Below are 14267 nucleotides of genomic sequence, written 5' to 3' on the forward strand. Positions count from 1 at the left end.
ACTTTCCCCACTAGATCGATGCAATCGCCGCCACCGTTGCATCGGCATCGGCTTCGTGGTGGGCCGCTTCTCCCAACATGGTGACGACACTGGTGACCACAGGCTTTCCTTCGGCGTCGGTAACTTCGCTTCGGATCTCGGCGAGCACCGTGCCGTGGGATTCGATGACGGAGTCAAGATAGGTGTCGAAGTACAGCTTGTCGTTGGCCAGGATCGGCCGGTGGAAGCGGAACTTCTGGTCGCGATGAAAGACCCGGGCGATGTTGATCGGGATATTGAACTTGGTGAAGATCTCCAGCTGCACGCGCCGGCCGGCGATCGCCAGGAAGGTCAGCGGGGCTACCAGCGCGGGGTAACCGGCCGCTGCGGCATCCGGCTCGCTGTAGTGGGTCGGGTGGTCGTCTTTGACCGCGACCGCGAACTCGCGGATCTTCTCGCGCCCCACCAGAAAGTGGTCCGGCGCCCGATAATGCTTGCCGATCAGTGTCTGGGCTTCTTCGGGAACTGTCATGCCGCTGCCGCCCTCCGCTCGAATAGTTGCTAAGCCCTATTGCCCGGCTCCTCCTCGCCCCGCTGCGCGGGTCGCATCGTCGCCAGGCTGGGCCCTATTGCCCGGCTCCTCCTCGCCCCGCTGCGCGGGTCGCATCGTCGCCAGGCTGGGCCCTATTGCCCGGCTCCTCCTCGCCCCGCTGCGCGGGTCGCATCGTCGCCAGGCTGGGCCCTATTGCCCGGCTCCTCCTCGCCCCGCTGCGCGGGCCGCATCGTCGCCAGGCTGGGCCCTATTGCCCGGCTCCTCCTCGCCCCGCTGCGCGGGTCGCATCGTCGCCAGGCTGGGCCCTATTGCCCGGCTCCTCCTCGCCCCGCTGCGCGGGTCGCATCGTCGCCAGGCTGGGCCCTATTGCCCGGCTCCTCCTCGCCCCGCTGCGCGGGTCGCATCGTCGCCAGGCTGGGCCCTATTGCCCGGCTCCTCCTCGCCCCGCTGCGCGGGCCGCATCGTCGCCAGGCTGGGCCCTATTGCCCGGCTCCTCCTCGCCCCGCTGCGCGGGCCGCATCGTCGCCAGGCTGGGCCCTATTGCCCGGCTCCTCCTCGCCCCGCTGCGCGGGCCGCATCGTCGCCAGGCTAACGGCGCAGCTTATCAGCGTGATTGGCGTCTAGAGGCTAGAGCCGCCAACACGCCGCCGGCCGCACCCAGCGCCAGGGCCGACGGAACCCCGATCCGAGCGGCCTTGCGGGCGATTCGGAAATCACGGATCTCCCACCCCCGTTCCCGGGCCAGGCTGCGCAGGCGGGCGTCGGGGTTGATGGCGACCGCGGTGCCCACCAGCGACAGCATCGGGACGTCGTTGTAGCTGTCGGAGTAGGCGGTGCAGCGTTTGAGATTGAGTCCCTCCCGGATGGCCAGCGACCGCACCGTGTGTGCCTTGCCGGTGCCGTGCAGGATCTCGCCGACCAGTCTGCCGGTGAATATCCCGTCGACCGACTCGGCGACGGTGCCCAGGGCGCCGGTTAGGCCGAGCCGGCGGGCGATGGTGGCCGCGAGTTCGTATGGGGTAGCGGTGATCAGCCATACCTGCTGGCCGGCGTCCAGGTGCATCTGGGTGAGTTCGCGGGTGCCGTCCCAGATCTTGTCGGCGATGATCTCGTCGTAAATCTCCTCTCCCAAGGCCACCAACTCCGCGACGGATCGGCCCTCGATGAACGCGAGCGCCTTGCGCCGGCCAGCGGCGACGTCGTTGCTGTTCTCCTTGCCAAGTAGCTGGAACTTGGCCTGAGCGTAAAGAAATCCGAGGACGTCGCGGTAGGTGAAGTAGTGGCGAGCGGCTAGCCCGCGGCCGAAGTGCACCGCCGACGAGCCCTGAACCAAGGTGTTGTCCACGTCGAAGAAGGCGGCTGCGGTCAGGTCGATCGGCGGCTGCCGATCGCTGCCGGCGGCGGCGACGGGGGCCGGCATGTCCACCGGCGAGTGGCTGGCGCTGGCATCGGGTGGCGGCGGGTCGGCCGGCGAAGCCAGGTCGACGTGACCGGCCTGGTCTGGGCTACCCAGGTGGGAGGAAACCATCATTACTCCTAATCGCGGTGCCTGCCCGGTGGCCGATGCTGCGGCCGTTATCAACCCTATCCGGCAAATGCGCGGCGGAGCTCTTGGCTGGCGCGGATTGATCTGCAAGCCCAGCGCGGTATCGAAATTCGCGAGGCCGCAGCGACTTTCGTCGTGAACACGACCCGCAGCGGTTCGGGGCCAACATGTCAGCCCCATACCGGTACGCGCAAAGCTGGGTACGTGAAATCCTGAATTCTTCAGCCTGTCAACGGTAGCGTCTACGCTAGCTAACGCAACGAGACATCCGATTACTACGCACGTTAGGACATTTCAGGAGGTATCGGGAGGCCTAAGGGTCACTAGGTCCGCGCGATGGGCGGAACACGAGGGTGAGGATGATTTCGGTTAGCGGCGCCGTGAAACGCATGTGGTTGCTGCTGGCCATCGTCGTGGTGGCCGTTGTCGGGGGGCTTGGTATCTATCGGCTGCACAGCATCTTCGGTGTTCACGAGCAACCCACTGTCATGGTCAAGCCTGATTTCGACGTCCCGCTGTTCAACCCCAAGCGGGTGACCTACGAAGTCTTTGGCCCCGCCAAGACCGCAAAGATCGCCTACCTGGACCCTGATGCCCGGGTGCATCGACTCGATAGCGTGTCCCTGCCGTGGTCCGTCACGGTCGAGACGACGCTGCCCGCGGTCAGCGTCAACCTCATGGCGCAGAGTAACGCCGACGTGATCAGCTGCCGGATCATCGTCAACGGCGCCGTTAAGGACGAAAGGTCTGAGACCTCGCCGCGAGCGCTAACCTCCTGCCAGGTGTCATCCGGATGAGCGAAAGACACGCCGCACTGACGTCACTGCCGCCCATTCTGCCGCGGCTGATCCGCCGGTTTGCGGTGGTGATCGTCCTGCTCTGGCTGGGCTTCACCGCCTTTGTCAATCTCGCCGTACCGCAACTGGAAGTGGTCGGAAAAGCACACTCGGTATCGATGAGCCCCAGCGACGCCGCATCGATTCAGGCGATCAAGCGCGTTGGTCAGGTGTTCGGTGAGTTTGATTCCGATAACGCGGTAACGATCGTGCTGGAAGGCGACCAGCCACTCGGTGGGGACGCGCACCGGTTCTATAGCGATCTGATGCGGAAGCTTTCCGCCGATACCCGCCATGTCGCGCACATCCAGGACTTCTGGGGGGATCCGCTGACAGCGGCGGGATCCCAAAGTGCGGATGATCGGGCCGCCTACGTCGTGGTGTACCTCGTCGGTAACAACGAAACCGAAGCGTATGACTCGGTCCACGCGGTGCGGCACATGGTGGACACCACACCGCCACCGCACGGGGTGAAGGCCTATGTCACCGGTCCGGCAGCACTCAATGCCGACCAGGCCGAGGCCGGAGACAAAAGTATCGCTAAGGTCACCGCGATCACGAGCATGGTGATCGCGGCAATGTTGCTAGTGATCTATCGCTCCGTAATTACCGCGGTTCTCGTCTTGATCATGGTCGGCATCGACCTCGGCGCAATCCGCGGATTCATCGCCTTGCTCGCCGACCACAACATTTTCAGCCTTTCAACATTTGCGACCAACCTGCTCGTTCTCATGGCGATTGCGGCGAGCACGGACTACGCGATATTCATGCTCGGCCGTTACCACGAATCGCGCTACGCCGGCGAGGATCGGGAAACGGCCTTCTACACGATGTTTCACGGGACCGCCCACGTGATCTTGGGTTCGGGTTTGACCATTGCCGGCGCCATGTATTGCCTCAGCTTTGCCCGGCTTCCGTATTTTGAAACGCTCGGCGCGCCCATTGCTATCGGCATGCTGGTCGCGGTCTTGGCGGCGCTCACGCTCGGCCCGGCCGTACTGACCGTGGGCAGCTTCTTCAAGCTGTTCGATCCCAAGCGGCGGATGAACACTCGGCGGTGGCGCCGGGTGGGAACGGCAATTGTGCGTTGGCCGGGGCCGGTGCTCGCGGCGACATGCTTGGTCGCCTCCATTGGCTTGCTGGCCTTGCCCAGTTACCGGACAACGTATGATCTGCGCAAGTTCATGCCCGCCAGCATGCCGTCCAATGTGGGGGATGCGGCGGCTGGTCGACACTTTTCACGGGCTCGGCTGAACCCTGAGGTGCTGTTGATCGAGACTGACCACGATATGCGTAATCCGGTGGACATGCTGGTGTTGGACAAGGTAGCCAAAAATATCTACCACAGTCCCGGTATTGAACAAGTGAAAGCGATAACCCGGCCCTTGGGAACAACCATCAAGCACACTTCGATACCGTTCATCATCAGCATGCAGGGCGTGAATAGTAGCGAGCAAATGGAATTCATGAAGGACCGAATTGATGACATACTGGTGCAGGTGGCCGCGATGAATACCTCCATCGAGACGATGCATCGCATGTATGCACTCATGGGCGAGGTCATTGACAACACCGTCGACATGGATCATCTCACGCATGATATGTCGGACATAACGGCTACGCTAAGAGATCATCTCGCGGATTTCGAGGATTTTTTCCGGCCTATTCGCAGCTACTTCTACTGGGAAAAACATTGTTTCGACGTTCCGCTCTGCTGGTCGATAAGATCGATATTCGATATGTTTGACAGTGTGGACCAGCTGAGCGAAAAGCTCGAGTACCTGGTCAAGGATATGGATATTCTGATTACACTGTTGCCGCAGATGCGCGCGCAGATGCCGCCGATGATATCTGCGATGACGACGATGCGGGACATGATGCTTATCTGGCATGGCACGCTTGGCGCGTTCTATAAGCAACAGGAGAGGAATAACAAGGACCCCGGCGCGATGGGCCGGGTTTTTGACGCCGCCCAGATCGATGATTCGTTCTATCTGCCGCAGTCGGCTTTTGAGAATCCGGATTTCAAGCGGGGGCTGAAGATGTTTTTGTCTCCGGACGGCAAGGCAGCCCGCTTTGTCATTGCTCTGGAGGGAGATCCCGCAACGCCCGAGGGCATCTCTCGGGTCGAGCCGATCAAGCGGGAGGCTAGAGAGGCCATAAAGGGAACTCCATTGCAGGGCGCTGCGATCTATCTGGGTGGCACCGCGGCGACGTTCAAGGATATTCGAGAGGGCGCCAGATACGATCTGTTGATCGCCGGAGTGGCGGCGATAAGCTTGATTTTGATCATCATGATGATCATCACCCGAAGTGTGGTAGCCGCAGTGGTTATCGTGGGTACCGTCGTGCTTTCCATGGGCGCCTCTTTCGGGCTTTCCGTATTGGTCTGGCAGGACATTCTGGGTATCGAGTTGTACTGGATGGTGTTGGCGATGTCGGTGATCCTGCTCCTGGCGGTGGGATCCGACTACAATCTGCTGCTGATTTCCCGGTTGAAAGAGGAAATTGGGGCCGGATTGAACACCGGAATTATCCGTGCCATGGCTGGTACCGGGGGAGTGGTGACGGCTGCCGGCATGGTGTTCGCCGTTACCATGTCGTTGTTTGTGTTCAGCGATTTGCGGATTATTGGTCAGATCGGTACCACCATCGGCCTGGGCTTGCTGTTCGACACCCTCGTCGTGCGCTCGTTCATGACACCGTCCATTGCTGCGCTGCTGGGACGCTGGTTCTGGTGGCCGCTACGGGTGCGCCCGCGCCCGGCCAGTCAGATGCTTCGGCCGTTCGCGCCGCGCCGATTGGTTCGCGCCTTGTTGCTGCCGTCCGGCCAGCACCCGTCAGCGACTGGCGCCCATGAGTAGGCCCCAGGTGGAGCTTTTGACTCGCGCCGGGTGCGCGATCTGCGTGCGGGTAGCGGAGCAGCTGGCCGAACTGTCCAGCGAACTGGGCTTCGACATGATGACGATCGACGTCGATGTCGCGGCGTCGACGGGCAATCCAGGGCTGCGAGCTGAGTTTGGCGATCGGTTGCCGGTGGTCCTGCTGGACGGCCGCGAGCACAGCTACTGGGAGGTCGACGAGCACCGGCTGCGTGCGGATATAGCCCGCAGCACATTTGGTAGCCCACCTGATAAACGTCTACCGTAGACACCAGTTTTACTGGGGTAGTCGAGGGAGCTGGCCAGGTGGTGCTGCCGTGAGCGTGCTGCTCTTCGGGGTGTCGCATCGTAGCGCGCCGGTCGTCGTCCTTGAACAACTCAGTATCGACGAATCCGATCAAGTCAAGATCATCGACCGAGTGCTGGCTTCGCCGCTGGTGACCGAGGCGATGGTGCTGTCGACTTGCAACCGCGTCGAGGTCTACGCCGTAGTGGACGCGTTCCATGGCGGCCTGTCGGTGATCGGGCAGGTGCTTGCCGAACACTCCGGTATGTCGATGGGGGAGCTGACCAAGTACGCATATGTCCGCTACAGCGAGGCAGCAGTTGAGCACCTGTTCGCGGTTGCCAGCGGCCTGGACTCGGCGGTGATCGGCGAGCAGCAGGTGCTTGGTCAGGTGCGCCGCGCCTATGCCGTCGCCGAATCCAACCGCACGGTCGGCCGCGTGCTGCACGAATTGGCCCAGCGGGCGCTGTCGGTGGGCAAGCGAGTGCACTCCGAAACCGCCATTGACGCTGCCGGTGCCTCCGTGGTGTCGGTCGCCCTGGGAATGGCCGAGCGCAAATTGGGCTCGTTGGCGGGCACGACCGCGGTGGTGATCGGCGCCGGGGCGATGGGCGCGCTGTCGGCGGTACATCTGACCCGTGCCGGCGTCGGGCACATTCAGGTGCTCAACCGGTCGTTGTCCCGGGCGCAGCGGTTGGCCCGAAGGATCCGCGAATCTGGCGTGCCGGCCGAGGCGCTAGCGCTCGACCGCCTGGCTAATGTCCTGGCCGATGCCGACGTGGTGGTCAGCTGTACTGGGGCGGTGCGTCCGGTGGTGTCGCTGGCCGATGTGCATCATGCGCTGGCCGCCGCCCGCCGTGACGAGGCCACCCGTCCGTTGGTGATATGCGACTTGGGCATGCCGCGTGACGTCGATCCTGCGGTGGCCAGATTACCGTGTGTGTGGGTCGTGGACGTGGATAGCGTGCAACATGAACCCTCGGCACATGCCGCGGCTGCCGACGTTGAGGCCGCCCGCCACATCGTCGCCGCCGAAGTTGCCAGCTATCTGGTGGGGCAGCGGATGGCCGAGGTCACCCCAACCGTGACGGCGTTGCGCCAGCGAGCCGCCGAAGTGGTCGAAGCGGAATTGCTGCGCCTGGACAACCGGCTGCCCGGCCTGCAGAGTGTCCAGCGCGAGGAGGTGGCCCGCACCGTACGGCGAGTCGTGGACAAGCTGTTGCACGCGCCTACCGTGCGGATCAAGCAGCTCGCCAGTGCGCCCGGCGGTGACAGCTACGCCGAGGCGCTGCGCGAACTCTTCGAGCTTGACCAGACCGCCGTCGATGCCGTCGCCACTGCAGGTGAATTACCGGTGGTGCCAAGCGGATTCGACGCTGAAAGTCGCCGCGGTGGAGGCGACATGCAAAGCAGCCCGAAGCGATCGCCGAGTAACTGATTGGCGCACGTGATCCGGATAGGTACCCGGGGCAGCTTGCTGGCCACCACTCAGGCCGCCACTGTCAGAGACGCCCTCATCGCTGGTGGCCACTCCGCGGAGTTGGTGACCATCAGCACCGAGGGTGACCGATCCATGGCGCCGATCGCCAGTCTCGGGGTTGGCGTCTTCACCACGGCGTTGCGCGAGGCGATGGAGGCAGGCCTCGTCGATGCGGCGGTGCATTCGTACAAGGATTTGCCGACTGCCGCCGATCCAAGGTTCACGGTTGCGGCGATACCGCCGCGCAATGACCCCCGCGACGCGGTGGTAGCCCGTGACGGGCTGACGCTGGGGGAATTGCCGGTCGGATCGTTGGTGGGCACATCCTCGCCGCGGCGGGCCGCACAGCTTAGAGCATTGGGTCTCGGTTTGGAAATCCGCCCCCTACGAGGCAACCTAGATACCAGGTTGAACAAGGTAAGTAGCGGCGATCTTGACGCCATCGTGGTGGCCCGGGCTGGTCTGGCGCGGCTGGGCCGCCTCGATGACGTGACCGAGACGTTAGAGCCGGTGCAGATGTTGCCCGCGCCGGCTCAGGGCGCGCTCGCGGTCGAATGCCGCGCCGGCGACAGCCGGTTGGTGGCAGTGCTGGCGGAGTTGGATGACGCCGACACGCGTGCGGCGGTCACCGCCGAGCGAGCCCTGCTTGCCGACCTGGAGGCAGGTTGCTCCGCACCGGTGGGAGCGATCGCAGAAGTGGTCGAGTCCATCGATGAGGACGGCCGTGTCTTCGAGGAGCTGTCGCTGCGCGGGTGCGTGGCGGCGCTGGACGGATCCGACGTGATCCGCGCGTCCGGCATCGGCAGTTGCGGTCGGGCACGGGAGCTGGGGCTCTCGGTCGCCGCGGAGCTGTTCGAGCTGGGCGCCCGGGAGCTGATGTGGGGAGTGCGGCATTAGCCCGCATGAAGAAGTGACTGGGAGTGACAATCATGACGCGAGGGCGTAAGCCGAGACCGGGCCGCATCGTTTTCGTGGGCTCCGGTCCGGGCGACCCCGGCTTGCTTACGACACGGGCTGCCGCGGTGCTGGCCAACGCCGCGCTGGTGTTCACCGATCCCGACGTACCGGAGCCGGTGGTGGCGCTGATCGGCACGGATCTGCCCCCCGTGTCCGGCCCGGCGCCCGCCGAGCCGGTTGCCGGGAACGGCGATGCGGCCGGCGGAGGAAGTGCGCAGGAACACGGCCGGGCCGCGTCCGCGGTAGTCTCCGGTGGTCCTGACATCCGCCCGGCGCTGGGCGATCCCGCCGATGTGGCCAAGACGCTGACCGCCGAGGCCCGTTCGGGTGTCGACGTGGTGCGGCTGGTGGCGGGCGATCCGCTCACGGTGGATGCGGTAATCAGCGAGGTGAACGCCGTCGCACGCACCCACCTGCACATCGAAATCGTGCCCGGCCTGGCCGCCAGCAGCGCGGTCCCGACCTATGCCGGGTTGCCGCTGGGTTCGTCGCACACCGTCGCCGACGTGCGTATCGACCCCGAAAACACCGACTGGGACGCGCTGGCTGCCGCACCCGGGCCGCTGATCCTGCAGGCCACCGCATCGCATCTAGCCGAATCGGCCCGCAGCCTGATCGATCACCAGCTGGCCGAGTCCACTCCGTGCGTGGTGACCGCACACGGCACCACCTGTCAGCAGCGTTCGGTCGAGACCACACTTCAGGGATTGACCGACCCGGCCGTCCTGGGCGCTACCGACCCCGCGTGCTCCGCAAACGGGAGGGACTCCCAGGCCGGACCGCTGATAGTGACCATCGGCAAGACGGTGACCAGTCGGGCAAAGCTGAACTGGTGGGAGAGCCGCGCCCTCTACGGCTGGACGGTGTTGGTGCCGCGCACCAAGGACCAGGCCGGCGAGATGAGCGAGCGGCTCACGTCGTACGGCGCGCTGCCGGTGGAGGTGCCGACCATCGCCGTCGAGCCGCCGCGCAGCCCCGCGCAGATGGAGCGCGCCGTCAAGGGCCTGGTCGATGGCCGATTCCAGTGGATCGTGTTCACCTCCACCAACGCGGTGCGTGCGGTGTGGGAGAAGTTCGGCGAGTTCGGTCTGGATGCCCGCGCGTTCTCCGGGGTGAAGATCGCCTGTGTCGGCGAGTCGACGGCCGACCGGGTGCGCGCCTTCGGAATCAGTCCCGAGCTGGTGCCCTCCGGGGAGCAGTCCTCGCTTGGCTTGCTAGACGACTTCCCGCCCTACGACAGCGTTTTCGACCCGGTGAACCGGGTTTTGCTGCCGCGCGCCGACATCGCCACCGAAACGCTGGCCGAGGGACTGCGAGAGCGTGGCTGGGAGATCGAGGACGTCACCGCCTACCGGACCGTGCGGGCCGCGCCGCCGCCGGCCACTACCCGGGAAATGATCAAGACGGGCGGGTTTGACGCGGTATGTTTCACCTCCAGCTCGACGGTGCGAAACCTGGTCGGCATCGCCGGCAAGCCGCACGCGCGGACGATCATCGCCTGCATAGGGCCAAAGACCGCCGAGACCGCAGCCGAGTTCGGCTTGCGGGTCGATGTCCAGCCGGACACCGCCGCCATCGGCCCGCTGGTCGATGCGCTGGCCGAGCATGCCGCCCGGTTGCGCGCTGAGGGTGCGCTGCCCCCGCCGCGCAAGAAGAGCCGCAGGCGCTAGTGGCCCACCCTCGTCAGGTGAGCGTGCGTGTCTGTACACCGACACGCCGACCGAGCTGGCATTTTGCGTACGCTCGCGGCTACGAATGAGCATGAGTTCCTATCCGCGGCAGCGACCGCGCCGGCTCCGCTCCACCGTCGCGATGCGCCGTCTGGTTGCGCAAACCTCGTTGGAGCCAAGGCATTTGGTGCTGCCGATGTTCGTTGCCGACGGCATTGACGAGCCGCGGCCGATTACCTCCATGCCGGGCGTGGTACAGCACACCCGGGATTCGCTACGTAGGGCCGCGGCAGCCGCGGTGGCCGCCGGCGTGGGTGGGCTGATGCTTTTCGGCGTGCCGCGCGACCAGGACAAGGACGGTGTCGGTTCGGCGGGCATCGACCCCGACGGGATCCTCAACGTCGCCCTTCGCGATCTGGCCAAGGACCTGGGTGAGGCCACGGTGTTGATGGCCGACACCTGTCTGGACGAGTTCACCGACCACGGGCACTGCGGTGTGCTCGATGACCGGGGCCGGGTCGATAACGACGCCACCGTGGCCCGCTATGTGGAACTGGCTGTGGCGCAAGCGGAATCGGGCGCCCACGTGGTCGGACCCAGTGGGATGATGGATGGCCAGGTAGCCGCGATCCGGGACGGTTTGGACGCCGCCGGCTACATCGATGTGGTGATCTTGGCCTACGCCGCGAAGTTTGCTTCGGCGTTCTACGGCCCGTTCCGCGAGGCGGTGAGCTCTAGCCTGTCCGGGGATCGGCGCACCTACCAGCAGGAGCCGGGCAACGCCGCCGAGGCGCTGCGTGAGATCGAGCTCGATCTCGACGAAGGCGCCGACATTGTGATGGTCAAACCCGCGATGGGCTACCTCGATGTGGTGGCGGCCGCGGCGGACGTCTCGCCGGTCCCGGTGGCCGCCTATCAGGTCTCGGGAGAGTACGCGATGATTCGTGCGGCGGCGGCCAATAATTGGATCGATGAGCGTGCCGCGGTGCTAGAGTCGCTGACCGGTATCCGGCGTGCCGGCGCCGACATCGTGCTCACCTACTGGGCGGTAGACGCGGCGGGCTGGCTTACGTGACGGAGGCCTGACATGACACCAACCGGGGATACCAAGCCCAAGTTGTTGTTCTACGAACCCGGCGCGAGCTGGTACTGGGTGCTGACTGGTCCGCTTGCGGCGGTGTCGGTGCTCCTCCTCGAGATATCCAGCGGCGCCGGGGTTGGGTTGATAACGCCGGCGATCTTTCTGGTGATGGTGTCGGCGTTCGTGGCATTGCAGGTGAAGGCGGCGCGGATTCACACGTCGGTCGAGCTGACGCATGATGCCTTGCGCCAAGGCACCGAGACCATCAGGCTGGCCGAAATCGTCAAAATCTATCCGGAGGCAGACGGCCGCGAGACGTCCGGGGAAGAGCCGGCAAAGTGGCAGTCGGCGCGGACCCTGGGCGAGCTCGTCGGCGTACCGCGCGGCCGGGTGGGAATCGGGCTGAAGCTGACCGGAGGCCGCACCGCCCAGGCCTGGGCGCGTCGTCATCAACAGCTGCGGGCGGCGCTGACTCCGCTGGTTCAGGAGCGGCTCGGGCCCGTGGATTCTGATGTCGCCGACGTCAACGGTGACGACGCCGGGCCAGCGCGGTGATCGCCCGCTACCGGGCCGGGGCCGAACTGTTCCTGGCTTGTGCCGCGCTTGCCGGATCTGCGGCGAGCTGGTCGCGGACCCGCTCCACCGTGGCCGTCGCGCCCGTCATCGACGGCCAGCCGGTCACCCTGTCGGTGGTCTATCACCCGCAACCGTTGGTGCTGACCCTGCTGCTGGCGACGATCGCCGGCGTGTTGTCGGTGGTGGGGACGGCCAGGTTGCGGCGCGCGCGAGCTGGCTTGAACGCACATCCGGACGGCTTGAACCAGCGTCCGCCCGGCGGTTGGTGTCATTGAGCCGTTTGCGTGGATCACTTCCGCTGCTGCTTGATCGGGCCCTGGTCTGTGTCGGCAGCGGCTGGTAGTATCGAAAGTATGTTCGATCAGGTGCGGGGGCGCATGCCTTCACCGGAGGCGATCGCTCATTTTGATGAGCGGTTTGAATGCCATGCTCCGCGGACCACGAGGGTGTCGGCGGCGTTCATCGATCGGATCTGCTCGGCGACTCGGGCCGAAAACCGGGCCGCTGCGGCGCAGTTGGTGGCGTTGGGGGAGTTGTTCGCCTATCGGTGGTCGCGTTGCGGGGGCCGCGAGGAGTGGGTGATGGACACCATGGCGGCGGTGGCCGCCGAGGTGGCGGCGGCGTTGCGGATCAGTCAGGGTCTGGCGGCCAGCCGGTTGCGGTATGCGCGGGCGATGCGTGAGCGGCTGCCTAAGACGGCTGAGGTGTTTAGCGCCGGCGACATCGGCTATCTGATGTTTGCCACGATTGTGTATCGCACCGACTTGATCGTTGACCCTGATGTTTTGGCGGCGGTGGATGCGCAGTTGGCCGCCAATGTGGCGCGTTGGCCCTCGATGACCAAGGCCCGCCTGGCTGGGCAGGTCGATAAGATCGTGGCGCGTGCCGATGCCGATGCGGTGCGGCGGCGCAAGGAGTATCGGGCCCAGCGCCAGTTCTGGGTCGGGGAAAGCCAAGACGGTGTGTGCCAGATCGGTGGCAGCCTGTTGGCCGTCGACGCACACGCCCTCGATGCGCGGTTGAGCGCGTTGGCGGGCACCGTGTGTGAGCACGATCCGCGCAGCCGTGAGCAGCGCCGCGCGGACGCGTTGGGGGCGTTGGCGGGCGGGGCCGATCGGCTGGGCTGTGGCTGTGGGCGCGCTGATTGTGCGGCCGGGAAGCGGCCTGCGGCCCCGCCGGTGGTGATTCACCTGATCGCCGAGGCGGCCACGATCAATGGCACGGGCTCGGCGCCGGCATCGCAGATGAACGCCGACGGGCTGATCACCGCCGAACTGGTGGCCGAGCTGGCCAAGACGGCCACGCTGGTGCCGCTGGTTCATCCCGGCGATGCGCCGCCCGAGCCGGGGTATGCGCCGTCGAAAGCGCTCGCCGATTTCGTTCGCTGCCGGGATCTGACGTGTCGCTGGCCCGGCTGTGATGAGCCCGCCACCAATTGCGACCTGGATCATACGATCCCGTATGCCGCTGGTGGGCCCACCCATGCGTCGAACCTGAAATGTTACTGCCGTACCCATCACCTGGTGAAAACGTTTTGGGGATGGCGTGATCAACAGCTACCCGACGGCACCCTGATTTTGACCTCCCCGTCCGGGCATACCTATGTCAGCACCCCGGGCAGTGCGCTGCTGTTCCCCAGCTTGTGCCACTTCAGCGGCGGCATCCCGGCACCGGAAGCCGACCCACCCTACGACCATTGCGACCAGCGCACAGCGATGATGCCCAAACGCCGGCGCACCCGCGCCCAAGACCGGGCCTATCGCATCGCCACCGAACGTCGACAAAACCACGCCGCCCGCCAGCGCGCCCAGGTGCTCACCCAGACCGCCGCGGCCACCGACACCCACGGCCCACCACCGGATCCCAACGACGACCCACCGCCGTTTTAGGCTGACCTGCTGATTAGCGGTAGCACCAGCTGACGGCGGCGGTCGATGGCGTCAGCCAGGTCGTGGAGCGCTTTATGCACCGAGCGCGCCATCGGGAACATGGATTCATGCTCGCCCTGGTCACAGCGGCCACCTAGCTGTTCGACTACTGCGGGGCTCGCGACTAATGCCCACTGGACGCCGGCGGCTCGGCAGTCCTCATCGAGGATGCACAAGAGCGAGATGCCGGCCCCACTGAAGTGACTCAACTCGCTCAGGTCGAGCACCATCGGATTTGTTCCGAGGCTGAAACGCCGGACGTGCTCGCTGATCTGCTCGACATTGGCGGCGTCGATCTCGCCTCGGATGGTCACCACTGTCGCCAGGTGATGCAGGTAGGCCCGAATCTGAGCGCCACCGTAGTCAACGGCGGCATTTCCGGGCCGCGTCGTGACGCTGCAAGCCGATTTTGACGTCGGGATCGTGGTAGTCATCAATAGCCTCGTTCTCCGTCGCGTTGCGGGCCGACCGATCGCCGGCTAAAGCTGCCTTT

At 65.3% G+C, this 14267-nt stretch carries 13 protein-coding genes; 10 read left to right on the forward strand and 3 right to left on the reverse strand.

The genetic code is table 11. The annotated features are described in order from the left end of the window. Nucleotides 1–10: 10 nt before the first annotated feature. Complete coding sequence (locus FF952_RS02665) at nucleotides 11–511, reverse strand: FAS1-like dehydratase domain-containing protein (RefSeq protein ID WP_003402626.1); 501 nt, start codon at nucleotides 509–511, stop codon at nucleotides 11–13. Between the two features lie 625 nt (nucleotides 512–1136). Next, the gene (locus FF952_RS02670) at nucleotides 1137–2045 is read right to left on the reverse strand and encodes an HAD family hydrolase (RefSeq protein ID WP_374111066.1); all 909 of its coding nucleotides are present in this window, start codon (nucleotides 2043–2045) and stop codon (nucleotides 1137–1139) included. Nucleotides 2046–2431: 386 nt separating this feature from the next. Between FF952_RS02670 and FF952_RS02675 the strand changes: the two genes are divergently transcribed. The 10 genes from FF952_RS02675 (at nucleotide 2432) to FF952_RS02720 (ending at nucleotide 13735) form a co-directional block, all read left to right on the forward strand. Next, on the forward strand, nucleotides 2432–2875 hold the full coding sequence (locus FF952_RS02675) for an MmpS family transport accessory protein (RefSeq protein ID WP_003402688.1): 444 nt from the start codon (nucleotides 2432–2434) through the stop codon (nucleotides 2873–2875). Then, nucleotides 2872–5778, forward strand: coding sequence for an RND transporter MmpL2 (mmpL2, locus tag FF952_RS02680; RefSeq protein WP_003900161.1), 2907 nt, complete (start codon nucleotides 2872–2874; stop codon nucleotides 5776–5778). The genes FF952_RS02675 and mmpL2 overlap by 4 nt, the downstream gene beginning before the upstream one ends. Continuing rightward, complete coding sequence (locus FF952_RS02685; RefSeq protein WP_003402695.1) at nucleotides 5771–6064, forward strand: glutaredoxin family protein; 294 nt, start codon at nucleotides 5771–5773, stop codon at nucleotides 6062–6064. The genes mmpL2 and FF952_RS02685 overlap by 8 nt, the downstream gene beginning before the upstream one ends. Nucleotides 6065–6113: 49 nt before the next feature. Further along, nucleotides 6114–7520 (forward strand): glutamyl-tRNA reductase, encoded by a 1407-nt coding sequence (locus tag FF952_RS02690; RefSeq protein WP_003402699.1) that lies wholly within the window; start codon nucleotides 6114–6116, stop codon nucleotides 7518–7520. A 9-nt stretch (nucleotides 7521–7529) separates the two neighbouring features. Continuing rightward, nucleotides 7530–8459, forward strand: coding sequence for a hydroxymethylbilane synthase (gene hemC / locus FF952_RS02695; protein WP_003402702.1), 930 nt, complete (start codon nucleotides 7530–7532; stop codon nucleotides 8457–8459). A gap of 32 nt (nucleotides 8460–8491) precedes the next feature. Further along, nucleotides 8492–10189, forward strand: a complete 1698-nt coding sequence (locus FF952_RS02700) for a bifunctional uroporphyrinogen-III C-methyltransferase/uroporphyrinogen-III synthase (RefSeq protein WP_003900163.1) — start codon at nucleotides 8492–8494, stop codon at nucleotides 10187–10189. A gap of 85 nt (nucleotides 10190–10274) precedes the next feature. Then, entirely contained in the window at nucleotides 10275–11264 is a 990-nt protein-coding gene (gene hemB, locus FF952_RS02705; RefSeq protein WP_003898491.1) for a porphobilinogen synthase, read from the forward strand. A gap of 12 nt (nucleotides 11265–11276) precedes the next feature. Beyond that, nucleotides 11277–11825: a transport-regulating membrane protein Mce1N gene (mce1N, locus tag FF952_RS02710; RefSeq protein WP_003402713.1), complete on the forward strand. Its 549-nt coding sequence runs from the start codon at nucleotides 11277–11279 to the stop codon at nucleotides 11823–11825. Next, on the forward strand, nucleotides 11822–12121 hold the full coding sequence (locus tag FF952_RS02715) for a hypothetical protein (protein ID WP_003402715.1): 300 nt from the start codon (nucleotides 11822–11824) through the stop codon (nucleotides 12119–12121). Before mce1N ends, FF952_RS02715 begins: the two co-directional genes overlap by 4 nt. A gap of 78 nt (nucleotides 12122–12199) precedes the next feature. Then, nucleotides 12200–13735 (forward strand): HNH endonuclease signature motif containing protein, encoded by a 1536-nt coding sequence (locus tag FF952_RS02720; RefSeq protein WP_096362006.1) that lies wholly within the window; start codon nucleotides 12200–12202, stop codon nucleotides 13733–13735. Here FF952_RS02720 and oprA read toward each other — a convergent pair. Continuing rightward, on the reverse strand, nucleotides 13732–14208 hold the full coding sequence (oprA, locus tag FF952_RS02725; protein ID WP_003402807.1) for an osmosensory protein OprA: 477 nt from the start codon (nucleotides 14206–14208) through the stop codon (nucleotides 13732–13734). The genes FF952_RS02720 and oprA overlap by 4 nt on opposite strands. Between the last annotated feature and the right edge of the window lie 59 nt (nucleotides 14209–14267).

This window comes from Mycobacterium tuberculosis complex sp. N0072 (assembly GCF_030323725.1).
GTDB lineage: Bacteria > Actinomycetota > Actinomycetes > Mycobacteriales > Mycobacteriaceae > Mycobacterium > Mycobacterium tuberculosis.